Annotated in this window: 25 protein-coding genes and 1 pseudogene; 11 read left to right on the forward strand and 15 right to left on the reverse strand. The window is 66.2% G+C overall.

Annotated features, from left to right (window positions below; translation table 11 throughout):
- Nucleotides 1–9: 9 nt before the first annotated feature.
- The 3 genes from ACQPXH_RS13625 to ACQPXH_RS13635 are packed head-to-tail and all read left to right on the forward strand — an operon-like array spanning nucleotide 10 to nucleotide 3122.
- The gene (locus tag ACQPXH_RS13625) at nucleotides 10–1173 is read left to right on the forward strand and encodes a hypothetical protein (RefSeq protein WP_433602707.1); all 1164 of its coding nucleotides are present in this window, start codon (nucleotides 10–12) and stop codon (nucleotides 1171–1173) included.
- Nucleotides 1173–1949, forward strand: coding sequence for an SDR family oxidoreductase (locus ACQPXH_RS13630; RefSeq protein ID WP_433602708.1), 777 nt, complete (start codon nucleotides 1173–1175; stop codon nucleotides 1947–1949). The genes ACQPXH_RS13625 and ACQPXH_RS13630 overlap by 1 nt, the downstream gene beginning before the upstream one ends.
- Nucleotides 1950–1958: 9 nt before the next feature.
- Nucleotides 1959–3122, forward strand: coding sequence for a sulfotransferase family protein (locus ACQPXH_RS13635; RefSeq protein WP_433602709.1), 1164 nt, complete (start codon nucleotides 1959–1961; stop codon nucleotides 3120–3122).
- A gap of 39 nt (nucleotides 3123–3161) precedes the next feature.
- Here the strand turns inward: ACQPXH_RS13635 and ACQPXH_RS13640 are convergent, their stop codons facing one another.
- A complete protein-coding gene (locus tag ACQPXH_RS13640; RefSeq protein WP_433602710.1) occupies nucleotides 3162–3827 on the reverse strand; it encodes a PaaI family thioesterase in 666 nt (221 codons plus the stop codon).
- Between the two features lie 244 nt (nucleotides 3828–4071).
- Here ACQPXH_RS13640 and ACQPXH_RS13645 point away from each other — a divergent pair, with 244 nt between their 5' ends.
- Complete coding sequence (locus tag ACQPXH_RS13645; RefSeq protein WP_433602712.1) at nucleotides 4072–4725, forward strand: HAD family hydrolase; 654 nt, start codon at nucleotides 4072–4074, stop codon at nucleotides 4723–4725.
- Nucleotides 4726–4983: 258 nt separating this feature from the next.
- Here the strand turns inward: ACQPXH_RS13645 and ACQPXH_RS13650 are convergent, their stop codons facing one another.
- From ACQPXH_RS13650 to ACQPXH_RS13665, 4 genes are all read right to left on the reverse strand, one after another.
- On the reverse strand, nucleotides 4984–6258 hold the full coding sequence (locus ACQPXH_RS13650; protein WP_433602713.1) for an RNA polymerase sigma factor: 1275 nt from the start codon (nucleotides 6256–6258) through the stop codon (nucleotides 4984–4986).
- Nucleotides 6259–6265: 7 nt separating this feature from the next.
- Nucleotides 6266–6613, reverse strand: coding sequence for a YciI family protein (locus ACQPXH_RS13655; protein WP_433602714.1), 348 nt, complete (start codon nucleotides 6611–6613; stop codon nucleotides 6266–6268).
- Between the two features lie 237 nt (nucleotides 6614–6850).
- On the reverse strand, nucleotides 6851–7363 hold the full coding sequence (locus tag ACQPXH_RS13660; protein ID WP_433603441.1) for a DinB family protein: 513 nt from the start codon (nucleotides 7361–7363) through the stop codon (nucleotides 6851–6853).
- A 476-nt stretch (nucleotides 7364–7839) separates the two neighbouring features.
- The gene (locus ACQPXH_RS13665) at nucleotides 7840–8544 is read right to left on the reverse strand and encodes a response regulator transcription factor (protein ID WP_387292560.1); all 705 of its coding nucleotides are present in this window, start codon (nucleotides 8542–8544) and stop codon (nucleotides 7840–7842) included.
- Between the two features lie 277 nt (nucleotides 8545–8821).
- Between ACQPXH_RS13665 and ACQPXH_RS13670 the strand changes: the two genes are divergently transcribed.
- Complete coding sequence (locus tag ACQPXH_RS13670; RefSeq protein ID WP_433602715.1) at nucleotides 8822–9463, forward strand: maleylpyruvate isomerase family mycothiol-dependent enzyme; 642 nt, start codon at nucleotides 8822–8824, stop codon at nucleotides 9461–9463.
- Between the two features lie 301 nt (nucleotides 9464–9764).
- Here ACQPXH_RS13670 and xylB read toward each other — a convergent pair whose 3' ends face one another.
- Nucleotides 9765–11177, reverse strand: a complete 1413-nt coding sequence (gene xylB, locus ACQPXH_RS13675; RefSeq protein WP_433602716.1) for a xylulokinase — start codon at nucleotides 11175–11177, stop codon at nucleotides 9765–9767.
- On the reverse strand, nucleotides 11177–12175 hold the full coding sequence (locus tag ACQPXH_RS13680) for a zinc-dependent alcohol dehydrogenase family protein (protein WP_433602717.1): 999 nt from the start codon (nucleotides 12173–12175) through the stop codon (nucleotides 11177–11179). The genes xylB and ACQPXH_RS13680 overlap by 1 nt, the downstream gene beginning before the upstream one ends.
- A gap of 56 nt (nucleotides 12176–12231) precedes the next feature.
- Here ACQPXH_RS13680 and ACQPXH_RS13685 point away from each other — a divergent pair, with 56 nt between their 5' ends.
- Nucleotides 12232–12747, forward strand: coding sequence for a hypothetical protein (locus tag ACQPXH_RS13685; protein WP_433602718.1), 516 nt, complete (start codon nucleotides 12232–12234; stop codon nucleotides 12745–12747).
- Here the strand turns inward: ACQPXH_RS13685 and ACQPXH_RS13690 are convergent.
- The 5 genes and pseudogenes from ACQPXH_RS13690 to ACQPXH_RS13710 form a co-directional block, all read right to left on the reverse strand.
- Nucleotides 12733–12891, reverse strand: a complete 159-nt coding sequence (locus tag ACQPXH_RS13690; RefSeq protein ID WP_433602719.1) for a DUF2961 domain-containing protein — start codon at nucleotides 12889–12891, stop codon at nucleotides 12733–12735. The genes ACQPXH_RS13685 and ACQPXH_RS13690 overlap by 15 nt on opposite strands.
- 18 nt (nucleotides 12892–12909) lie before the next feature.
- Nucleotides 12910–14382, reverse strand: a complete 1473-nt coding sequence (locus ACQPXH_RS13695; RefSeq protein ID WP_433602720.1) for an FGGY-family carbohydrate kinase — start codon at nucleotides 14380–14382, stop codon at nucleotides 12910–12912.
- A 48-nt stretch (nucleotides 14383–14430) separates the two neighbouring features.
- Entirely contained in the window at nucleotides 14431–15201 is a 771-nt protein-coding gene (locus ACQPXH_RS13700) for a tyrosine-protein phosphatase (RefSeq protein WP_433602721.1), read from the reverse strand.
- 4 nt (nucleotides 15202–15205) lie between these two features.
- A complete protein-coding gene (locus ACQPXH_RS13705; RefSeq protein ID WP_433602722.1) occupies nucleotides 15206–15499 on the reverse strand; it encodes a hypothetical protein in 294 nt (97 codons plus the stop codon).
- A gap of 173 nt (nucleotides 15500–15672) precedes the next feature.
- A pseudogene (locus ACQPXH_RS13710) lies at nucleotides 15673–15983 on the reverse strand (excinuclease ABC subunit UvrA); the annotation flags it as partial.
- Between the two features lie 112 nt (nucleotides 15984–16095).
- On the opposite strand from ACQPXH_RS13710, the gene ACQPXH_RS13715 reads away from it, so the two are divergent.
- Entirely contained in the window at nucleotides 16096–16614 is a 519-nt protein-coding gene (locus ACQPXH_RS13715) for a hypothetical protein (protein ID WP_433602723.1), read from the forward strand.
- Nucleotides 16615–16696: 82 nt separating this feature from the next.
- On the opposite strand, the gene ACQPXH_RS13720 is transcribed toward ACQPXH_RS13715, so the two are convergent.
- A complete protein-coding gene (locus ACQPXH_RS13720) occupies nucleotides 16697–17563 on the reverse strand; it encodes a helix-turn-helix domain-containing protein (protein ID WP_433602724.1) in 867 nt (288 codons plus the stop codon).
- A 90-nt stretch (nucleotides 17564–17653) separates the two neighbouring features.
- Here ACQPXH_RS13720 and ACQPXH_RS13725 point away from each other — a divergent pair, with 90 nt between their 5' ends.
- Nucleotides 17654–18448: an SDR family oxidoreductase gene (locus tag ACQPXH_RS13725; RefSeq protein ID WP_433602725.1), complete on the forward strand. Its 795-nt coding sequence runs from the start codon at nucleotides 17654–17656 to the stop codon at nucleotides 18446–18448.
- Nucleotides 18445–19518, forward strand: a complete 1074-nt coding sequence (locus ACQPXH_RS13730) for an NAD(P)H-dependent amine dehydrogenase family protein (RefSeq protein ID WP_433602726.1) — start codon at nucleotides 18445–18447, stop codon at nucleotides 19516–19518. The genes ACQPXH_RS13725 and ACQPXH_RS13730 overlap by 4 nt, the downstream gene beginning before the upstream one ends.
- A 199-nt stretch (nucleotides 19519–19717) precedes the next feature.
- Here the strand turns inward: ACQPXH_RS13730 and ACQPXH_RS13735 are convergent, their stop codons facing one another.
- Nucleotides 19718–20194: a nuclear transport factor 2 family protein gene (locus ACQPXH_RS13735; protein ID WP_433602727.1), complete on the reverse strand. Its 477-nt coding sequence runs from the start codon at nucleotides 20192–20194 to the stop codon at nucleotides 19718–19720.
- Between the two features lie 254 nt (nucleotides 20195–20448).
- Between ACQPXH_RS13735 and ACQPXH_RS13740 the strand changes: the two genes are divergently transcribed.
- The gene (locus tag ACQPXH_RS13740) at nucleotides 20449–20700 is read left to right on the forward strand and encodes a three-helix bundle dimerization domain-containing protein (protein ID WP_433602728.1); all 252 of its coding nucleotides are present in this window, start codon (nucleotides 20449–20451) and stop codon (nucleotides 20698–20700) included.
- Here the strand turns inward: ACQPXH_RS13740 and ACQPXH_RS13745 are convergent.
- Nucleotides 20697–21659 (reverse strand): NAD(P)H-dependent flavin oxidoreductase, encoded by a 963-nt coding sequence (locus ACQPXH_RS13745; RefSeq protein WP_433602729.1) that lies wholly within the window; start codon nucleotides 21657–21659, stop codon nucleotides 20697–20699. The two genes, ACQPXH_RS13740 and ACQPXH_RS13745, sit on opposite strands and share 4 nt — an antisense overlap.
- 241 nt (nucleotides 21660–21900) lie before the next feature.
- Here ACQPXH_RS13745 and ACQPXH_RS13750 point away from each other — a divergent pair, with 241 nt between their 5' ends.
- On the forward strand, nucleotides 21901–22638 hold the full coding sequence (locus ACQPXH_RS13750; RefSeq protein ID WP_433602731.1) for an IclR family transcriptional regulator: 738 nt from the start codon (nucleotides 21901–21903) through the stop codon (nucleotides 22636–22638).
- Nucleotides 22639–22737: the final 99 nt, after the last annotated feature.

Below are 22737 nucleotides of genomic sequence, written 5' to 3' on the forward strand. Positions count from 1 at the left end.
AGAAGCCTCTTGCTGACACAGCCGTTCGCGGAAGCCATCGCCGCCGCCGAGGAAATCATCACCGGCGCACCGCATATTCGAACCGATCAGGACCTCGTCGAGGGCTACGACTACCTCGCGGGCAGTATTCGCGCCTCCATCCAGATGGCGTGGGCCTTCGAGCGGGACTTTCCGTTCTTCGTCATGTCCACCGGCCCGTATACGAAGATGGCTCTGGACAACCCGGACACCCTCTACTTCCATTCGTATCTGCGCCCCGACGCCGAGTATGTGGTGACCGGAACCCGCGGCACCACTCGTGACCTCAGCTTCCAGGTGCTCAACGGCAACTACTCGCCGGTGGACGTCCCCGATAGCGAGACCGCCTTCGACGCCCGCGCCCTCGATATCGCGGCCGACGGGTCCTACGAGCTCCGTCTCGGGCCGGGCGAGGCGCGCCGCGGCTATGTTCATCTCGCGCCAGACTCGGCCATGCTGGTGGTGCGTGAGGTATACAGCGACTGGGCCACCGAGAAGTCCGGCACGATCCGCATCCAGCGGGTGGACCGGATCGGCGACGCACCGCCGCCGCCGACCAGGGACCTGATGAGCAAGCGGTACGACATCGCCGGGAAAATGCTGGTCTCGCGGCTGAATACCTTCCTGGCGTTCCCGAAGTGGTTCTATCTCAACCTGCCGGTCAACACGATGACCGAACCGCGCTCCACTCCGGGCGGGCTCACCACCCAGTTCTCCTCCGTCGGTCATTACGAACTCGACGACGATCAAGCGATGATTCTCACCGTGCCGAAATCGGATGCGCCCTACCAGGGTTTCCAACTCGGCAGCATGTGGTACCTGTCGCTGGACTACATCAACCACCAGACCAGCCTTACCGCAGACCAGGCGCGCGTGGATCCGGACGGGATGATCCGGCTGGTCATCAGCGAGCGCGACCCCGGACTGACCAACTGGATCGAGCGCACCGGGCATGCCCGCGGGTACCTGCAGTTCCGCTGGCAACAGCTGTCGCGGGATCTGAAGCCCGAGGACGGGCCGAGGGTGGAGGTGGTATCGGTCGCCGAATTGCCCGAGCGGCTGCCGTACTACCAGGAAGCTCGGGTCACCTCCGACGAGTGGAAGGCCCGGATCGCGGCGCGTCAGGTTGCCGTGGCGGAAAGGATGCTCGGCTGATGTTGTTGCAGGACAAAGTAGTCGTCGTCTCCGGAGTCGGTCCGGGGCTCGGCCGGGCCATCGCGGTGCAGAGTGCGCGCGCCGGTGCCGATGTGGTGCTGGCGTCGCGGACCGAATCGCGGCTGACCGAGGTGGGCAAGGAGATCACCGAACTCGGCAGGCGCGCGGTGGTGGTGCCTACCGATATCAATGATGAAGCGGCCGTGACGAATCTGGTCGAGACGGCACAGAGCGCCTTCGGTCATGTCGACACCCTGGTGAACAATGCCTTCGCGATTCCGCCGATCACCGATCTGGCCGACGTCGACCTCGATGATGTGCGCGCCGGTTTCGAGACGAATGTGCTTGCCGCACTGCGGCTGACGCGTCTGTTCGTGCCCGCGCTCAGCGAGTCCAAGGGCTCGGTGGTCATGATCAATTCGGCGGTGCTGCGCCATTCGCGGCGCACCTTCGGGCCGTACAAGATGGCCAAGGCGAGTCTGCTCGCGCTGGCGCAGAGCCTGGCCACCGAACTCGGGCCCAAGGGTATTCGGGTGAATACCATTGCGCCCGGCTATATCTGGGCCGACAACTTGAAGTGGTACTTCAACTATCAGGCCAAGCAGCGCGGGATCACCCCCGAAGAGGTGTACGCCGAAACGGCCGAAACCATCGATCTGCGCAAGCTGCCCGAACCCGACGAGATCGCCGACGCCGTGGTCTTCTTCGCCTCGCATCTGGCGCGGGCGATCACCGGCGCGTGCCTGGATGTCAACGGCGGCGAATACCACCACTAGGAGATGACCGTGATCGGCAGAGACGACGTCGGCACCATCGACGATCTGCACGCCTCGGCGACCAAGGTCGTCGGATTGACCGACTTCGGCGACGGTGGCTACCGCGAGGGGCTCGCCGTGCTGCTCGAGTCCTATGCCAAGGAAGCCGAACTGACGCCCTTCGGCAATAAGGTCAACCGGGCCTTCCTGCGCGGTGCGCTGGTTGCGCGGTTGCTGAGTGAGGCTGCGTGGCAACGCTTTCCGGAACATGCCGAGGTCGCGATCGAGCGCCCGATCTTCGTGACCGGCCTGCCGCGTTCGGGTACCACGGCGGTGCACCGGCTGCTCAATGCGGATCCGGCGCATCAGGGCCTGGAAATGTGGCTCACCGAGATGCCGCAGCCGCGACCGCCGCGCGAGACCTGGCCGGACAATCCGGTGTATCAGCGGATCGAGGCGGCATTCGAGCAGCATCACGTGGAGCATCCGGAATTCATGGGCGTGCACCATATTTCGGCGGACCAGGTGGAGGAGTGCTGGCAGCTGCTGCGGCAGTCACTGATGTCGGTGTCCTACGAATGCCTCGGCTATCTGCCCGGCTATTCCGAATGGTTGCGCGAACAGGATTGGACCGATGCCTATCGCAGGCATCGGCGCAACCTGCAGTTGATCGGCATGCCCGATACCGACCGGCGGTGGGTATTGAAGAACCCGAGCCATCTGTTCGCGCTGGACGCGATCTTCGAGGTGTATCCGGATGCGCTGGTGATCCAGATGCACCGGGATCCGCGCACCATCATCGCCTCGGTGTGCAGTCTCAACGAGCAGGCGTCGGCGGGGTGGTCGGAGAAGTTCCGCGGTCCGGTCGTCGGTGCCGCGCAGTTGGATCTGTGGGCCAGGGGAGCGGATAAGTTCCTCGCGGATCGCAAGCGGCACAATGCCGCTCAGTTCTGCGATGTGTACTACGACGATTTCCTCGCCGACCCGATCGGCGTCGTCGGATCGATCTACCGGCACTTCGATATCGCCCTGAGCTCCGAGGCCGAAGCGGCGATGACGGCATTGCATGCGGAAAGCACCTCGGGCGCGGCCCGTCCGGTGCACCGCTACACGCTCGAGGACTTCGGCCTCACTGCGGATCGGGTCGACGACCGCTTCGCCGAATACCGCGACAAACACTTCCCGACGAGCTAGGGGCATCCGAGATCAGGTGCGATCACCTGATCTCGGCACTCACTGCTGTCCCGGTTCGAGCACGATGAACAGCCCCTGGGCCTCGGCGCAGAGGCGTTCGCCGTCGTGCAGGGTGGCCCGGACGTAGACCTTGCGGCCCTCCTGCCGTTCGGTCCACGCATGCACCCGCAGTTCGGTGTTGAGCGGGGTGATGGAGCGGTAGTCGATGGTCAGCGATGCGGTGCGGGTCACCTCGCCCGCGTGCACTGCCGCGGCCATACCGAGCAGGTCGTCGAACGCGACCGCGACCTGTCCGCCGTGGGCGGCCCTATTGCCGCCGAGGTGGAAGGTGCGGAAGGTGATGCGGGCATCGACGCCGTCGCGGCTCACCTTGTCGACGACGAACGGTGGGAGGGTGATATTGCCGCGGGACGGCAGGTCGGCCCGGGTCCAGGTCGGCGCGGACCATTCGTCGACGATCGCGGCGTCCAGCCTGTCGTTGAGCTGTTTGAGGACGCCGATCGTCTCCAGCGCGAGCTCATCGGTGGGGCAGGCCAGCCGGGCCCGATCCATCAGACTGCGCACCTCTTCGATGAATGCGCCGTAGTGCGGGCCGCCGCGCGAAATATCCAGGTCGTCCAGCTCGACCAGCTCCGACATCGGCCGGAACCCGCCCTCGTGGTGCTCCTCGCTCGGCAGCGAGTTGCCGACCTGCTCTTCGTTCATGAGCACACGTTATCGGTTGCCGGTCGAATGCTCGTTCGGCGGGGCCGCGTGATGTGCTGGAATCGGGCGACGCCGCCGAATGGGGCGGTGAAATGGTGGTGGGATGCGACGGCAGGGTTGCCTGGCCTAGTGTGGGTAGTCGTTCTTCATCAGGTCTTCCGAAACCCCCACCGCGGGGCGGGTCGATGGGTCGGCCATCGGGTCGTCGCCGAACGGTGTTGCCCGGCGAAAGGCTTTGTCCCATATGCACATTGCGGCTGTTGTCTTCGATATGGACGGTGTTCTGATCGACTCGGAGCCGGTGTGGGAGCAGGTGCGCCGCGCGTATGTGGCGGAGCGGGGCGGGCGCTGGCTACCCGATACGCAGCAGCGGCTGATGGGCATGAGTACGGGGGAGTGGTCGGACTATCTCAGCGGTGAACTCGGCGTGGGTGCGCCGCCGGATACCGTGGCCAACGATGTGATCGATCGCATGGCGCAGCAGTACGAGCAATCGGTGCCGCTGCTGCCGGGGGCGGTCGAGGCGGTGCAGCGCATCAGCGAACACTGGCCGCTCGCGGTCGCCAGTTCGTCGCCACGGAGCCTGATCGACACCGTGCTCGGCCGCACCGGTCTGATCGAATTCTTCGGCGTCACCTTCTCGACCGAGGAGGTCGATCGAGGTAAGCCCGCCCCCGATGTGTACGTGGCGACGGCCGCCTTCCTGCGGCACAAGTCCACCGAATGCGCGGCTGTCGAGGATTCGAGCAACGGACTGCGGGCGGCGCATGCCGCGGGGATGCGCGTTATCGCGGCCCCGCGCCCGGAATACCCACCCGCCCCGGACGCCCTGGCCCTGGCCGCCGAGGTGATCGACGCCCTCGACAAACTCACCCCCGAACTCGTCGCCGGGGAGTAACTCCATCATCAAAGACGGTGTGCCGCAATGGCGTCCGGAAGCAGGCGGCGGCGAGGCTGGCCGGATGATGGCCGAGCATCGCCTCCTGTTGTCCGAACGCACCTATCGTTGTGCGGATTGCGGATATACGTCTCCCAGGGACAAGAACTCCGCACAGGTGCTGTTGAACAGGGCTTGTTTCGTCCCTGCTGATGTCGACTGCCTGAGACCCGAGCGTTCGCCGAGCGATCGGGCAGCATGAGCCAGGAATCCCGTCCCTCAGCCTGAGAGCGGGGAGGAATCAAATCCGGCCATGCGGTCCTGTAGTAGCGCCTGTTCGGCATTGTTCCCGGTCAGCTCCGCCGCGCGGGCGAATTCGGCACGCGCTTCGTCGGGTCGACCGAGCTGGTCGAGCAGGTCGCCGCGGATAGCGGGAAGCAGGTGATAGTTGTCCAATGTGCCGGTGGCGACGAGTGCGTCGACGAGTTCGAGACCCGCGGCGGGTCCGTGCACCATGCCGACCGCGACGGCTCGATTCAATTCGACGATCGGGGACGGAAAGCGTTCGGCGAGAACCGCATACAGGCCCGCGATGCGCCGCCAGTCGGTCTCCTCGGCGCTCGGAGCCATGGCGTGCAGGGTGGCGATCGCGGCTTGCAGCGCATAGCGGCCCGGCCGTATCCCGCGACTGCGGCTGACCTCATGGGAGCGGCCGAGTGCGGCGAAACCGCGTCGGATCAGCAGCTGATCCCACCGGGAACGCTCCTGATCCGCCAGCAGGACAACGGTTTTCGTGGGGCTCATCCGTGCGGCCGAGCGCGATGCCTGCAATTCCAACAGTGCGGCGAGGCCGTGTGTTTCCGGTTCGTCGGGCAGCAGATTCGCCAGCATCCGGGCCAAGCGCAAGGCGTCCTCGCACAATTCGACCCGGATCCAATCATCGCCCGCCGTCGCCGAATAGCCTTCGTTGAAGATCAGGTAGACGACCTCCAACACCGAATCCAAACGCCTTGTCAGCTCGTCACCGTGTGGTACCGCATATGGCACCCGCCGAGCGGCGATGGTGCGTTTGGCCCGCACAATGCGTTGGGCGACAGTCGATTCCGGTACGACGAAGGCCCGGGCGATCTCCTCGGTGGTCAATCCGCCGAGCAACCGCAGCGTCAATGCCACCCGGGCCGGTTGCGACAGCACCGGATGACAGGCCGTGAAGATCATGCGCAGCAGATCGTCTTCGATATCCTCCGCCGCCTCGGGCTCCGGACCGGTCCGAAGTTCATGACCGACCAGCGTCAGCTTTCGCGCGAGGTTCTGATTGCGGCGCACCCGATCGATCGCCCGATGTTTCGCGGTGAGCATGAGCCAGCCGCCCGGATTCGGCGGCACACCGTCGTGCGGCCACTGCTCCAGGGCGGCGACGAGCGCGTCCTGCGCGAGTTCCTCGGCGGCGTCGATATCGCCGACGATCCGGGTCAGCCCGGCTATCAGGCGTGGCCATTCCATTCGCCACACGGTTTCGACGGCATCGCGGATCTGCTCGGGCGACCGGCTCATCTATCTGTCAGCCCTCGACGACCTGGCGAATCTCGATCTCGATATCCCACTCCGGCCCGTGCACGCTCAGGAAGCGCGAGGTCCATTCCACCGCCTCCTGCTTCGTTTTCGTCTGCAATAGGCAGTACCCGCCGATGACCTCCTTCGACTCGGTGAACGGACCATCGAGCACGGTCTGCTTGCCGCCGGTCTGGGTGATCTTCGTGGCCTCGGTGATCGAATGCAGACCGGCGGTGTCCAACAGCACCCCGGCCTTGGTCATCTCCTCGATCACCTTGTTGACCTGCTCGATCAGCGCCTCGTCGGGAACCGGCGCATTCGTCGGATCGACTCGGATCAGCATCATGTGTCGCATCTGGCCATCCTCGGTTCGGTGGTCGGCTTGTCCGACCCTCACTCAACGCATCGAACGGCATCGGCTCGAATCGACATTCTCTCGGAAGATTCTTCCGGAAACCCGGATTCGTTACGCGGGCCAGGCCCGCACGGCGGCGCGCGGTCCAGCGGCCGACGTCGACCATATTCTCACCAAATTGGGCTTCACCTCGCGGACTCAGATCGCCGCGTGGGTCAGCCGGAAGCAGATCTGCCGTCAGTCGCCGGTCGCGCCGTCGATGCGTTCGCGTAGGAAGTCGGCGTGGCCGTTGTGTCGTGCGTATTCCTCGATCATGTGCAGATAGACCCAGCGCAGGCTGAATTCGATGCCGCGGTGAGTGAAGACGTGGTCCAGGGATAGGTCCGCGACGGCGGCGTCGGCCGACTTGATCTCCGCGTGCAGCGTCGCCAGATCCGCGGCGGCATCGGCATTGGCGATATCGTCGAAATCGCCGTTCGGGTTGTCTTCGCCGCAGTACAGGTAATCCAGCGGTTCGCCGCAGGTGGCGATGCGGAACCAGCCGCGTTCGCATTCGGCGAGGTGGCGGACCATGCCGAGCAGCGACAGCGTCGAGGGTGCGACGCAGCGCCGCTTCAGCTGCTCGGCCTCGAGCCCGGCGCATTTCCACAGCAGGGTGCGGCGGTGCAGGTCCAGCCAGGTCCGCAGCATGGTCCGCTCGTCGGCGACCAGCGGCGGCTTGGTTCTGGTGATCTCGGGTGCGGTCCACATCACCGGCCGACTGTAACTCCGAACCGCGCCCGGATCTCGCGAATTAATGCGACATCGGCTGGACATAGTGATGCCTGTGTCGCGTCGGCATCGGCGCTACAGGCCGGAGTTCAGGAAGTCGATGACCGCGGCACGAAGGCCTTCTCGATGACGATATCGTTGCTGCCGGTGCGGACAGGCCGACCACGTGCCAGACGTCATCGATGCGATAGTCGTTGCGCGGCACCAGGATTGTCAGATAGTCCTTGGGATTGCCGTGCTCGTCCGGGGCCAGTGCGCCCAGGAATGCCCACTGGGCATGGTCGCTGCCGATCGGCCATGACGGGAGTCCTCCTATGCTCTCGCGACCGGTGTGCCGGACGACGCCATAGTTGTGACGCTATGGCGGCCGTGGCGTCGCGTCGGGGAGAAGTCCCGGTGATCGGAACGCTCGGAGGTGGTGTCTATACCGCGTTCGGAACGCTCGGAGGTGGTGTCTATACCGCGTGCAGCAAATTCGATTCGGCGGTGGTCTCGTACGGGTCCGGACCCCACCGATAGCCGTAGCCACGGATATTCGTGATCAGCCCGGGGCGGTCCAACTTCGCGCGCAGCGAGGCCATATGCACATACAGTTTCCGCGATACGGCCAGCATCGAGTCGCCCCAGACGCAGTCCATCAATTGCTCACGGCTGACCGCGATTCCGGGCCGCTCGGCCAGGACCCGCAGCAACTCGAACTCCAGCCGGGTGAGCGGGACCAGTTCCCCGGCCACCTCGACTCGCCGCGCCGCGAGATCGACGCGAACATCTTCGCTGGTCACCGTTTTGCCCCGGGCGGCGCTGGCAACGCCGACCCGGCGCGTGACGGCCTCCAGCCGTGCGGCCAGCTCACCGATGCGCGCGGGTTTGACGACATAGTCGTCGGCGCCGCTGTGCAGCCCGAGCACAATCGAACGCTCATCGGCGTGCTCGCCGAGAATCACCACCGGCACCGAGCTGACCTCGCGCAGTTTGCGCAACACCTGCAACCCGTCCATATCCGGCAGGCCCATGTCGAGGATAACGGCGTGATAGCCGTGGTGCGCCAAGAGCAGATCGGCCCCGCGATGCTTGCGCTCCACCTGATGACCGTGCAGTTCGAGCCCCTGTGCCAGGGCGTCGCCGCCATCGGCCTCACCATCGATCATGATCAGCCGCATCCGTCTCACCTTCCCGCACGATCCGCCGAAGAGCAGCGAACCTGCATGGTCGCCGCCAACCCCCCACCACGCAAAGTCATTCCCTTGCCACCCTTGGGAAACACCGCTCCGCGCCCTCGGTTGGCCAGGCGATCACGGGGAAACCATGGCGGCGAAACGCGAGTAGTCCGCGCCACCAGTGCCACCTGATCTTGATTGATTTCCGGGGCGACCGATGAATTCGGGGGGAGGGGTTCGTCGGAGGTAGTGGAGGGGCGGCTATGGGTGAGGAGATGGGATGACGGAGACCGAGGTGCGGGCGGCGATCGAGGCGGAGCGGGGTGAGTTGGCGGAACTGTTGGCTGGGCTGGCGGCTGAGCGGTGGGATGAGCCGACGTTGTGTGCCGGATGGCGGGTGCGGGAGGTGGTTGCCCATATCACCATGCCGTTTCGGATGTCCATGCCGCGGATCGCACTCGAAATGCTCAAGGCGCGTGGGAATTTCGACAAGATGGCGGATAGGAGTGCGCGATCGGATGCGGCGGTGCTGACAGCCGAGGATCTGGTCGCCGCGGTGCGCGACAATGTGGATCATCCGTGGAAGCCGCCGGGTGGCGGGTACGCGGGTGCGCTGAGTCATGATGTCATCCACGGGTTGGATATCACCGTCGCGCTCGGACTCGATCGCGTCGTCCCGGCCGAACGCATGCGAATGGTGCTCGGGGCGCTCTCGCCGAAGAGTGTCAACTTCTTCGGCGTCGACCTGGACGGGATCGAGCTGCGGGCCGATGATCTCGATTTCACCTACGGCTCGGGTTCGGTGCTCGCGGGTTCGGCCCAGGATCTGCTGCTGGTGTTGTGCGGCCGGACGCTACCCGCGGGAAGTCTGCGCGGCGATGCGGCCGAGCGATTCACGGAGCCGGTGCCACCTTCGCGATGACACCGGCACAACCTCAGTGTCAGGTCAGCATCTTCGCCTTCAGCGCCCCCAGCGTCGTGCGGTCACCGATGCCCTGAAGATCAAGTGGCACTGGTGGCGGAAGCTTCCCACCGTGCTTTCCACGTGATCGTTTGTCCAGTTCGGTGCCAGCGCGGGGCTGCGATTGGGGTGGGGATGTCAGGTAGCGCACCTGGAGCGTGCGTGCGCCGGGCGGATCCACTCGAATCCGGCGAACCCTGCCGACGCCGATATCGTGCATGCCGAGTGAATACGTCCACCGGTGGGTCGTAGGGCACCGTATTCATCGAGCGTAGAGGGCATGCCGTGCGTTCTCGTACGCTGTCCGGATCCGCCGCCCGATCGCCCCACCGTCGCTGGGTGCGCGGATCTCGGCGATGGTGCGTGCGGGCCAGTTCGGCGGCTGTGCGGTGCCGCCCAGGGCCCAAGCCGCCTGCCGGGCGGCACCGAGCGCGACGTACTCGTTCGACTCCGGGACCGTGACCGTGAGCCCGAAGATCTGGGCGGCGAGTTCGGCGACCAAGGCGGAGCGGGCGGCACCGCCGATGAGCAGCACACGGTGGATCGGGATTCCGGAGGTGCGCAGATGGTCGAGCGCGTCGGCCATATTGCAGAGCATGCCCTCGACGGCGGCGCGCGCAAGGTGGCTGGGGCGCAAGGTTTCCGGTCGCAGACCGTGCAGACTTCCCGTGGCGTGTGGCAGGTTCGGGGTGCGTTCGCCGGAGAGGTAGGGAAGCATGACTACGCCATCGCAACCCGGTGGTGCCTGGCGCGCAAGGGTTTCCAGGCCGATGAGGTCGACGCTGAGCAGTGCGGCAGTGGCGTCCAATACGCGGGCGGCGTTGAGAGTGCAGGCCAGTGGCAGGAATGCGCCGGTCGCGTCGGCGAATCCGGCAATGGCTCCGGTGGCATCGGCGCTCGGCGCGGCAGCACGGGTGTAGACGGTGCCGCTGGTGCCGAGTGAGATGACGACGTCACCGTCTGCGATGCCCAAACCCAGTGCGGCGCCGGCATTATCGCCGGTGCCGGCCGCGACGAGTGCGCCCGTGGGTGTGCGGCCGACCGCTTCGGCGGGTCCGGCGACGCGGGGCAATTCCGGGTTCCGACCGCGGAACGCGTGGGCCAGTAGGTCTTTGCGGTACCGGCCGGTCGCGGGGGACCAGTAGCCGGTGCCCGAAGCGTCGCCGCGATCGGTGGTCGGTTCGACGGTGTGATCGGACGGCCCACCCCGCAATCGCCAGGTCAGATAGTCGTGCGGAAGCAGTACCCGGTGTGTGCGGTCGGCATGTTCGGGTTCATGATCGGCCAGCCACCGCAACTTGGCGACGGTGAATGCCGCCAGTGGCACACTGCCGACGGCATCGGCCCATATTTGCGGGCCACCGAGTTCGGTGATCAACTCCTCGGCCGCCGCGGCGGATCGGATATCGTTCCACAGCAACGCATCCCGGACCGGATGACCCTCTGTGTCCAACGCGACCAACCCGTGCTGCTGGCCCGCGATCGCGACCGCATCGGCCCGATCCAACAACCCGTCGCCCGCCGAACACAGTGCCTGCCACCAGGATTCGGCGGGTACCGCGGTGCTGTCCGGGTGCGGGGCCCGCGCTTCGTCCAGAATTTCGCCCGTATCGGCATCGCACAGCACGACCTTGCACGACTGGGTGGAGCTGTCCACTCCCGCGACGGTGGCCATCAGGCATCCGGCCTGAGCTGGATCTTGCGGCCGGTACCTGCTCGGAAAGTCTTTAGCGCATCGGGGAATTCGGCCAATCCGAAGCCGTGGGTAATCATGGTGTTCGCATCGATCACGCCCTTGCCCATGAGTTCCACCGCACGGCCGAAACTGTGCAGTACGGCCATCGAGCCGACAATGGTGATCTCGTCGTTGTAGATCCGGAACGGTGAGATCGACGCGGTCGCCGCGCCCGGCGCCACCCCGAACTGCTGGAACACCCCGCCCCGGCGCACCCGGCCGAGTCCGTCCTCGATGGCGGCGATCGCGCCCGTACAGTCGATCACCACCTCCCAACCCTGCGGTCGGTCGAATTCGTCGGCGGTTGTGGCGGTGGCATCCGCGCCGAGGTCGACGGCCACCGCGAGTCGCGCGGTATTGATGTCGACCACCGACACCGATGCGGCTCCCGCGACCCGCGCCAGTTGCAACATCAGCAGGCCCATGGTGCCCGCGCCGTACAGCAGATAGTGCGCGCCCAGCGCACGCGGTAGCACGTCGAACGCGTGTACCGCACACGACAACGGCTCGACGAGCGCGCCGTGCGCGGTCGACAGCGTCTCGGGCAGCCGATAGCAGTTCGCGGCAGGCACCGCGACGTATTCGGCCATGCCGCCGTCGACGGTGTCGCCGATCGCGCCCCACCGTTCGCACAGATTCCCGCGCCCGATCGCGCAGTAATGACACGCCCCGCAGAACAACGACGGATCCACCGCGACAGAGTCGCCGATCCGCACACCATCGACGCCCGAGCCCAGCGCCACCACCGAACCGGCGAACTCGTGACCTGGCACGATCGGATACGGCGTGGGCGGGAATTCGCCATCGGCAATGTGCACATCGGTGCCGCAGATCCCCACCGCATCCACCCGCACGACGACTTCGCCGGGCTCCGGCGTCGGATCCGGCACGTTCTGCACGGCGACATTCCCAGGCGTCTCGATCACGACGGCGCGCATAGCACTACCTTGCACCCGACCCCCGCCGCTGCGCCGCATTTCGCGCGCATTTTCGGATGAGGCAGACTGTCGCGGTGAACGACGACCCGGACCGGCACGCCGAGGTGCACGTCCGCACGGGCGACGGAACAACACTGCCCGCCCTGACGGATCCGCTGCTCGACGATCTACTGCGCGAACCACCCGATCCGAAATATCCGGCGATCGTGGTCGAACGCGGCGAGCACGCCTACATCCAGGCACGCCTGCTGCCCGACGGCGTGTACGAACTCGAGCACCGTGCAGCCGCATCGGACGAGTGTTTCCAGATGTACACCCCCGATGCCAGGTTCGTGCGCGACGTCATGTGGGCGTGGATAGACGAAAATGCTTGGTGGCGTGCGAGTGTCGGGTGGTATCGCGTTGATCCGGCGGTCGCGGAATTGGAAGCCGCCCGACGCGAGTTGTCCGGTCTGCTGGATGGACTTTCGGTCATGGATGGCATCGAGTCGGCGTTCGACGACGCGTTGAGCCGCGCGGACGAGCTGCTCGCCATGGAACTTCCGGATGACGACGAGTTAGACCGAGGTTAGGCGGCTCTGGTACCACAGCGCCGTTGTCGAGATATCGGCTTCCGTCAGCGGCAGATAGGTGCCGTCGTCGTGCCAGCCGAGCGCCTGAATCGTCACGTGCAACTCCTGCTGGAAGCAGATCGGATCGCGAATATGCCCCCGCATCCTCGCATGGGCGGCGGCTTACGGGAGGTGAGCGGATCGGTGTTGTTCCGCCGCCAGAAAATGCGCTATATCCGCGGTGGCTTCGTACAACGCGCGGTAGCGGCCGTAGTACGACGCATAAGTCGCGCCTCTATGTGCATCGGGCTCCACCGTACCGATGATCGGATTCCAGTCCGCGGTATCGACGCCGACGGCCTCCGCCGCGAGCAGCGCGTCGCCGAGGCAGGCTCCGACCGTATCGGCCGGTAGTTGCTGCGGCAGGCCGGTCACATCGCTGACGATCTGAGTCCAGAGCCCACCCTTGGTCCCGCCGCCGACGGCGACCAGTCGCGGGGCCTGTCCGCCCGCCATGGCTTCGAGGTTGTGCCGCACGCCGTAGGCGATGCCTTCGAGTACTGCCCGGTACAGCTCGGCACGCCCGTGTCCGAGGCTGAGGCCGGCGATTATGCCCCTGGCATCCGGATCGAACAGCGGTGTGCGCTCACCCGCGAAATACGGGAGCGCGAGCAGGCCGCGACTGCCCGCCGGCGGCTCGGGCGTTGTCGGCTTGGATGCTGCGGACGCGGGTGCCGTTGTTTCGGGCGCTGTGGTCGGGGATGCCGTCGACTCCTGCGCTGTGTGCTCGGTCGCCGTGGGTTCGGGTGCGGTCGGCTCGGGCGTTGTCGGCTTGGATGCTGCGGACGCGGGTGTCGCTGCCTCGGGCGGTGTGGTCGGGGATGCCGTCGACTCCTGCGCTGTGTGTTCGGTCGCCGTGGGTTCGGGTGCGGTCGGCTCGGGCGTTGTCGGCTTGGACGCTGCGGACGCGTGTGCCGCTGCCTCGGGCGGTGTGGTCTGCGGTGTCGATGACTCCGGCGCTGTGGACTCGGGCGTCGTTGGCTCGGGGGTTGCTGTCCGGGGCGTCTCAGGCTGGTCCGTTGTCGGCCGGGGAGCACTGGATTGAGCTGCTGGTGGCGGGGCAAACGGCTGCGAAGCCGTCGGTTGGGGCCCCGTCGGCTGCGGCGTTGTCGTCACGGGTGCGACCTGGGAGGCGGCGGACCGCTGCTGGTTACGCCGCGGTACCGCCTGGCTGAAGCTCGTACTGCTGAAATGCGTTCCGTAGACCCCGAGCGCGACCACTCCGGCAGCGATCACCGCGACGCCCGCGCTCCAGTCGATATGCCAGAATGCCGCGACGACGCCGACGAGCGAGCTGAGCAGGGCGATGGCCTTGGCCGCATCATCGGTCATGCTCGGGCTCGGCGCCTGTTCGCCGGACTGCCATTCGTCGAGCATCAGCAGCACCGCGAGCAGTGGCAGCGAGATCGCGAAGGCGATCATGGAGATCCGACCGGACACGCCCAGCGGCGAGGCCGTGAGGAAACCCTGCAGGATGATGACGCCGATGGCGATCAGCCCGCCGTACATCAAGCTGTTCTGCTTGGCGTACTTCTTCTTCTCAGCGGGGGTGGCCAGCTTCGTGTAGTCGACATCGTCGTGCACGCTGGTGACCATACTGGACCTTCGGCGGTAATTCCGGATGAACAGTCGCCACGGCGGGGACTACGCGGCGTCCACCAGGACCGCGCGGAGTTGGGCGAGTTCTGCGCCGGATAGTCCGTTGCTGCGCAGCCATTCGCCCGCGCCGCCCTGGGCGGTGTGCAATTCGTCGAGGAACCGGATGATCACATCCGGATCGACCGCGAGGATGCCGGTCCGGACCGGTGGCAGCCGGTGATAGGACGGCAGCGCGTCCAAGCGTTCGCGGACGCGTTCCAGGCGTTCGCCGGTCAGTGCGTAATCGGCGGCGATGGCCTCGGCCGGGACACCCACCGCATCCAGCACCATGGCCGCGAGGATGCCGGTGCGGTCTTTGCCTGCGGCGCAATGGAAGACGACCGAGTGACGTTCGGCATCGGCGATGAGCCGGGCTGCCGCCACGATGGATTCGCCACTGCCGGTGAGCAGTTCGCGGTAGAGCGCGACCAGGTCGTACTGTCTGCCATCGGGAACCAGCTCGGCGGGGGTGGCGACGACGTTCGTCGCCTTGCGCACCGGGAGATTGACCATGCGCACCGCCGCGCTGCCGGTCAGTCGGCCGTAGCCCTCGCGCAGCACCTCGTCCGGGTTGCGTAGGTCGATCAGCGTGCGCAGGCCGACCGGTCCGGTCAGGATGGCCAGGTCGTCCTCGGTGAGATGCTGGGGTGTGCTGGAGCGGTAGGCGACGCCGAATCTGGTTGTACCGCCGCCGATCACCGGGAGCCCGCCGAGGTCGCGGACATTATCGATCTCGGCGAACTCTACCCATCGCCGCTGGGTGCTGTCGGTGAACATCGCGCTAGTGGGCTCGGCCCGCGGCGGCCTCGTCGGCGCGGCTCGGGCCGCACAGACCGATGAGGTCTTCGTGCAATTCGAACCACCCCGTGTGGTAGCTGTCCATGATCGGCCGAGCCACCCAGCTGTGGTCGCCGCCGTTCATCCGCTCGACGGCGCGGGCCAGGCGATCGGTGTACGGCACGAGGCGGGGCGCGATGTTGCCGATGCGTTCGACGAGGGAAGCGACGCCGTGGTGCAGTGTGGTCGGGCGCGCCAAAACTGCTGCGTCGTAGGTGTTGTCGGAATGATTGTTCACCGTGCTCGCGTCCTTCATCTGCCAGGCCGTGACGACTGCTTTCAGCTCGGCATTGAACTTACAGATTCATCGTAGGCCGCGGCGAGGTCGCTTCGGTCGGATCGACGGATCGCGGCACGTCATGCGACGCTGCGCCGCAGATAGTCGGCTGTGATGGAACGCTGATCGTCGAGTAGGCCAGAAGGTGTTCCGGTGAAGACGATTTCGCCGCCGTGCCCGCCCGCGCCAGGCCCCATATCCACGATGTCGTCGGCGACGGCGATGACATCGGGGGAGTGTTCGACCACCAGCACCGTATTGCCCTTGTCGCGCAACTGAATCAGCAACTTGTTCAATCGGCCGATATCGCGCGGATGCATACCGACGCTCGGTTCGTCGAAAATGTAGGTGATCCCGGTGAGACTGGATCCGAGGTGACGAACGACCTCGAGCCGCTGTGCTTCTCCGCCGGAAAGCGCGTAAAAGCCGGGCGCGGCAGCGCAATCGGTCGTAGCAACCGGATAAACGGCCGGTGTGGTTCGGACAACTTCGCGAGTCACCCTCCATACGCTACCGTATGGGCAGTGTTCCATACGGGACCGAATGGAGGGTTGGTCATGGTTCGAAATATCCACCAGCGGGAGTACCCGGTGCCCGCGGATCAACTCGGCGCATTGCTCGCCAGGGCCGCCGAGCCGGACAGTCCGGTGTGGCCGCCCGGCTGGCCCGCGCTGGTCCTCGACCGGCCCCTCGCTGTCGGGGCCGACGGCGGACACGGCGTCATCCGGTATCGGTGCACCGAGTGGGTGCCGGGCCGCCGCGTGGAGTTCACCGTCGCCCCCGGATCCTTCCTGGTCGGCACGCACAGCCTCGACGTGCTGGACGGCCCGTGGCCGGAGAGCAGCATCCTGCGCCACGAGATCGACTGCCGCCTGCGCGGAATCGGCCACCTGTTGTGGCCCCTTGCCATCCGCTGGATCCACGACGCGATGATCGAGGCGCTGCTCGACCGAACCGCGGTCTCCCTCGGCCACCCGCCCGTCACCCCGGCCCGCCCATCGCCGTGGGTCGACTTCCTGCGCTGGATCATGAAGCGCCGCCCGTCGGCACGAACCCCGGATAAAGCAGCGGCATGACCAGTCGCTCGCCGCGATTCCGGGACGATTGCCGCACCGGTGCCCCTGCACCGGGGCGCGGTTCATGCCTTGACGAAATAGCTCAGGAAGCCAACGCTTCGGTCAACGCCCGAGCGATATCGACTGTGGCGGTAATGAATTCGTCGCGCTCGGATTTCGTGGTCGATGCCCGCAGTGGTCCCGATTGGACTTCGTACGCGGCCGCACCTTTCGCATCGAAAACCGGTGCGGCGAGGTAACTCAGCGGGAGTTCGGCATCGGAGTCGAGCTCTGCCTTGGTGAACGGCCGCGAAGTGAGAAATGCGAGGCGGCGCAGCGCCCGGGTGCGCAGGTGCGGCTGCACGAGTTCGGTCCCCATCGCGCTCAGTAGGTCGGCGAGGAGTTCGACCGTGCCCGCATCATCGGTGCGCGGGCGGAACAGGGCAACGCCGCGATCACGGACGAGCGCGAGCAGTCCGCTCGCGACGCGGCGATCGGAGTCGGGTGCGGTGGCGAGCCAGGTGTTCTGCTCGGCCGCCGAGCGCCACGGCATCACGCTCGCTCCCGCCGGAAATTGCATCGGGATGCGATGGCCGACGGGGATACCGGGGACGACGCGCTCGGGCCCGTGGCGCACATCGAGCACGGTCAGGTGATCGGGCTCGATACGACTCAATGTCGCGCCGTAGCCGGTCCGCACGGTGAGTTCGGCGAGGATATCGCCGAGTGCGTGCGGAAGTGCGGGACCGTGCAGATTCGCCAGTGTCGGACCGAGACTGTATCCGCGGCTCGCGTCGCGTCGCACCCAGCCCGCCGATTCCAGTTCGGCCAGAATCGCCGTCGCGGTCGCGCGGGCGATATCGAGCCGGTCCGCGATGCCCGCGACGCTGATCGGCTCCGGCGTAGCGGCGAGCAGCGACACGATATCGATGACACGGCGGGTCGGCGGGGACGGAGACCGGTCGGGCATGTGCAACCTCTTGTGCGGCTCGGTGGGACAGCTCTACGATGACGAATATTAAGACAGTGTAGCGTCGAATATTCGACAGTTGGAGCTCTTATGATCCTGGACAGATTCCGAATCGACGGCCAGGTCGCCGTCGTCACCGGTGCGGGGCGCGGCCTCGGCGCGGCGATCGCGGTGGCTTTCGCGGAGGCGGGCGCGGATGTCGTCATCGCATCCCGCACCAAGAGTCAGCTGGACGAGGTCGCCGAGCAGGTGGCGGCGGTGGGCCGCCAGGCCCACGTGGTGCCCGCGGATCTCAGCGATATCGAGGCGACCGGCGGACTGGCCGGCGCGGCCGTCGAACGCTTCGGGCGGCTCGACATCGTGGTCAACAATGTCGGCGGCGCGCTGCCGTGCCCGCTGCTCGATACGACGCCGGATGCGCTGGTGGAGGCATTCAACTTCAACGTGACCAATGCGCATGCGCTGGTTCGCTCGGCGGTGCCGAAGATCCTCGAAACCGCCGGTGGCGGTTCGATTCTCAATATCACCTCGACCATGGGCCGCCTACCCGGCCGCGCCTTCGTCTCCTACGGAACGGCGAAAGCGGCGCTGGCGCATTACACCCGGTTGGCGGCGATGGACCTGAATCCGCGCATCCGGGTGAATGCCATTGCGCCCGGGTCGATTCTCACCTCGGCGCTGGAGATCGTGGCGGGCAATGACGCGATGCGCACCGAGCTGGAGGCCAAGACGCCGCTGCACCGCATCGGCGAACCCGAGGATATAGCCGCCGCCGCGCTGTATCTGGTGTCGCCCGCCGGAAAGTACGTCACGGGCAAGATACTCGAACCCGACGGCGGCCTGATCGCGCCGAATCTCGATCTCCCGCTTCCGGATCTGTCATGAGCCTCCGCATAGTCCAATGGGGCACCGGAAATGTCGGTGCGCATGCGCTGGCGGGCGTGATCGCGAATCCGGATCTCGAGCTGGTCGGGGTGTGGGTGTCGGGTCCGAAGAAGGACGGGCTCGATGCGGGAACCATTGCCGGACTCGATGATCCGGTCGGTGTGGCCGCGACGACGGATACCGAGGCGATTCTGGCCGCGAAACCCGACTGTGTCGTCTACTGCTCGATGACCGACAATCGGCTGCTGGAGGCCGTCGAAGATCTGCGCAGATTGCTCAGCGCGGGCATCAATGTGGTGGCGTGCGCGCCGGTGTTCTTCCAGTATCCCTACGGCGTGCTGCCCGACGAATTGCTGAAGCCGATCCAAGAGGCCGCGGCGCAGGGCAATTCGTCGCTGTGGGTCAATGGTATCGATCCCGGTTTCGCCAATGATCTGCTGCCGCTCGCGCTCGCGGGCACCTGCCTGCGCATCGACCAACTGCGGTGTCTGGAAATCGTCGACTACGCCAGTTACGACAACCGCGAGGTCATGTTCGACATCATGGGCTTCGGCAAACCGCTGGACGAGATCCCGATGTTGTTGCAGCCCGGGGTGTTGTCGCTCGCGTGGGGCGGCACCGTGCGCCAGTTGGCGGCGGGCATCGGTGCCACCCTCGACGCGGTTACCCAGACCTACGAGCGCGTCCCCGCTCCCGAGTCCTTCGATATCGCCACCGGCCATATCGCCGAAGGTACCGCCGCGGCACTGCGTTTCGAGGTTCGCGGGATGGTCGGCGACGAGCCCGTGACCGTGCTCGAGCACGTCACGCGCCTGCGTCCCGACCTGTGCCCCGACTGGCCGCAGCCCGCGCACCACGAGGGTTCCTATCGCGTCGAGATCACCGGTGAACCGAGTTACGCCATGGATCTGGTCACCTCGAGCCGCAATGGCGACCACAACCACGCGACCCTGCTGGCGACGGCGATGCGCATCGTCAACGCGGTCCCGGCCGTGGTGCGGGCACCACCAGGCATCCTTACAGCCCTCGACCTCCCGCTGATCACCGCACCCGCTACTCGCCCGGCGTAGTTGCCCGAGAATCGCGTCGCCTACCTGCGCGCAGCTGGGCGGGGCAGGGTGCCGCTTTACTGGGCGAGGGCGGCGAGGGCACGGTCCATGTCAGTGGCGCTGTTGTAGAGGTGGAACGAGAACCGAAGGCCCGCCCGAGCGGAGGTGAACACGCCTACCTCCTCCAAACGGCCAGTGGCCTCGAATCCGGCAACCTGTCCTATTGCTGTGTCGCCCACATATTCGTCAGCAGTTGGTAGCTGGGGGTGTCGGCGAGGGCCTGCATCGATTCGTAGATGCGCTGGTAACTGGTCGAGGTGATGCGCCAGTGGCCGTCCGGATCGAGTCGATAGGTGTCGGAATAGTAGCCTGCGCCGCGGATGAGGACACCGTATTCGGTGGCGATCACGGTGTCCTCGAAAGCCCATGAGCCCGTTGCCGTTTCGCCGTCCACGGTGATCTCCGGATGGTTCGCGATGTGCGTGGTGACCACGGAGGGGCCGAGGTTCTCGCGCATGAATGCGGTGACGGCATCGCGACCGTCGAGGGTCAGTGGTTCACCGAGGGCGTGGGTGCCGTAGCGGCCGGCGACGTCGACGGCGAGGGTATCTCCGAAGTCGTCCCATTGTTTGAGATCGAGGGTCCGGAAGTAACGGTACTTGAGCTGGCGGACGGCTTCGATGGCGGCGAGATCCATCCGTTCAGCTTGGCATTTGCCGGAGCTTCAGACAAGAACCTGTTCTACTTTCGTCGAGCGGTCGCGGCGTGGTTGGCCAATGCCTCGAGTACGTCGACCCGGCTCGCGGGTACTTCGATGTCCATCGCGATGGCATCCGGGCCTGCGTCCATGACGTATCCGGGGTGTCGCCGTCGACCCATCGGGTACTCGATCGAGTGGACGCGGTTTCGACCGCATCCTTTGCACTGAAAGTTACCGACCAGGAGTCCGCAATGACCAAAGGTCCTGTTACGCACCCGCCCCTCCACGAACCATCCCTCGACCAGCAGTACGCGCTGAAGGCCGCCGCGCGCCGTCTGGAGCGTGAATTCGACAACACCCGCGACGAAGCCATCGAGCGGTGGCTGTATTCCGCTTACGACTACCTCGCGGATCACGCCACCATCGACAATTTCCTGCCGCTACTGGCCGAGCGCTACACGCGTGAACTGCTCCGCGCCCTGACCGAGGAACACGCCGACTAGTCGCATTGCGCCGCGGCTCGCCGCAATGCCGCTTCCGCGTCGGCGCTGATGCGCCGCACCAGATCAGCGGCGGATTCGAGACTGCCGATCAGGTCGATATTCTCACCCGCCCAGATCGGTGCACAGTCGAGATCGCCCTGCTCGGCCGCCGCCCGATAGCGTTGCCGGGCAAGGGAATCGGCCGCGAGTTCGGTCTCCCGGCCGGCCCATTCGTCGAGGAATCGGTTGCGCAGGGTGCGTGCGGTGTACTCGGCGGGCCACGGTGATTCGCGGGCGATATCGATGATGCGGTTGCGTTCGGTATCGCCGCCGCGTGCGTCGATAATGGCCTTGGCTTCCTCGGCCGAGAGCAACGATTCGTGTGTCGCCTCGAAGCGAGTACCGATCAACGCGCCCGCCGCACCGAGTACGACTGCGGCGGCGAGTCCGCGTCCATCGGCTATACCACCCGCGGCGAGCACCGGCGTACCCGCCGCCAGATCGATGACCGCGGGTACGAACGGCAGCGTCGCCCGCCCGCCGCCGTGCCCGCCTGCCTCCGCACCCTGCGCGATCAGCACATCGGCCCCGGCCGCCAGGGCGCGGGCCGCCTCGTCCGTGGTGGTGACCTGGACCAGCAGCGGAATCCCGGACTCCCGGACCGTGGCGGCAAACGGAGTGGGGTCGCCGAAGGACAGCAGGATCGCGTGCGGTCGGCGCGCCACCGTCCTTCGTACGGTATCGAGATCGACGGCCCAGCTCAACAGGCCGATGCCCCAGGGCTTTTCGGTGCGAGCGGCGAGCAACGCACATTCCTGATCGAGTAGCCGCTCGTCACCGCCGCCCCCACCGATCAGGCCGAGTCCACCGGCCTCGGAGACCGCCGCGGCCAGTTCACCGCCCGCGACGCCGCCCATCGGTGCGAGCACCACGGGATGCTCGATGTCGAACAGGTCGGTGAACTCGGTGCGCAGTGCCATCGGAAATCCCCTTCCGTGGATTCGACGTCGTCCGCGTGACGGCACTGTGATGGGGGACACAAACAGGTGTGCCGAAAACGGACATGCCTAATCGAAGTACTTCTAAGCTGTGTGAGCTACACAATGGAGGTGCGCCATGACGGTCGAGGTGCTGACCGGTCCGGGATCCGACGAGCTGTTATCGGGTCCGGGTCGTCCGACCACCCGGCCCGCGCAGCCGCCGGTTTCCATGATCGAGCGAATGACTCTGATCCTAGACGCTTTCGACGGTTCGACACCGACTCTGACGCTGCTCGGATTGGCCGAGCGAACCGGCCTGCCGCGGTCCACCGTGCACCGCATCCTGGACCAGATGATCCGGCTGCGCTGGTTGGCGCACGCGCCCGGCGGCTACCGCCTCGGCTTGCGTCCGCTGGAACTCGGCGGACTCGCCGCCGATCACAATGAGATTCGCGATGTGGTGAGCCCGCTGCTGCACGAACTGTGTCAGCGGACCGGCATGGTGGGCCACCTCGGCGTGCTCGACGGACGCGAGGTGCTGTACCTGGACAAGGCCGGTGGCCGCTATACCGCGAGCATCCCGACCCGCCTCGGCGGCCGGATGCCCGCGCACAGCACCGCCCTCGGCAAGGCGATACTGGCATCGCTGGAGCCGAGCATTATCGAGACGTCCTTCCGGGACCGATTGCCGCAACTGACGCCGCGGACCATATGCGACCGGGCGGAACTGCACCGTGAACTGACCCGCATCCGGCATCGGCAGGGAATTGCCGTGGACAACGAGGAGTCGGTGACCGGGATCTCCTGCGTCGCGCTGCCGATTCGCGGGCGCGGAGCAGCCATCGGTGCACTCTCGCTGTCCGGTCGAATCGGTGGGGATCGAACGGCGTTGGATACCGCGCGTTTGGCGCGGGTGCTGGTCGAGGTTGCGCACGAGGCAGGGCGGGCGCTGTTTCCGCGCCACCCTCGATGGCGGTGATTCGGGTCTGTTGAGTATCGGCGGCGGTGCCGACGAAGTCATGCTCCGCGTGTGCTGTCCATGATGAACGGCTGCACCGACTGAACGGCCCGAATCAGT

Source organism: Nocardia sp. CA-135953 (genome assembly GCF_050955735.1).
In the GTDB taxonomy this organism is placed as follows: Bacteria; Actinomycetota; Actinomycetes; order Mycobacteriales; family Mycobacteriaceae; genus Nocardia.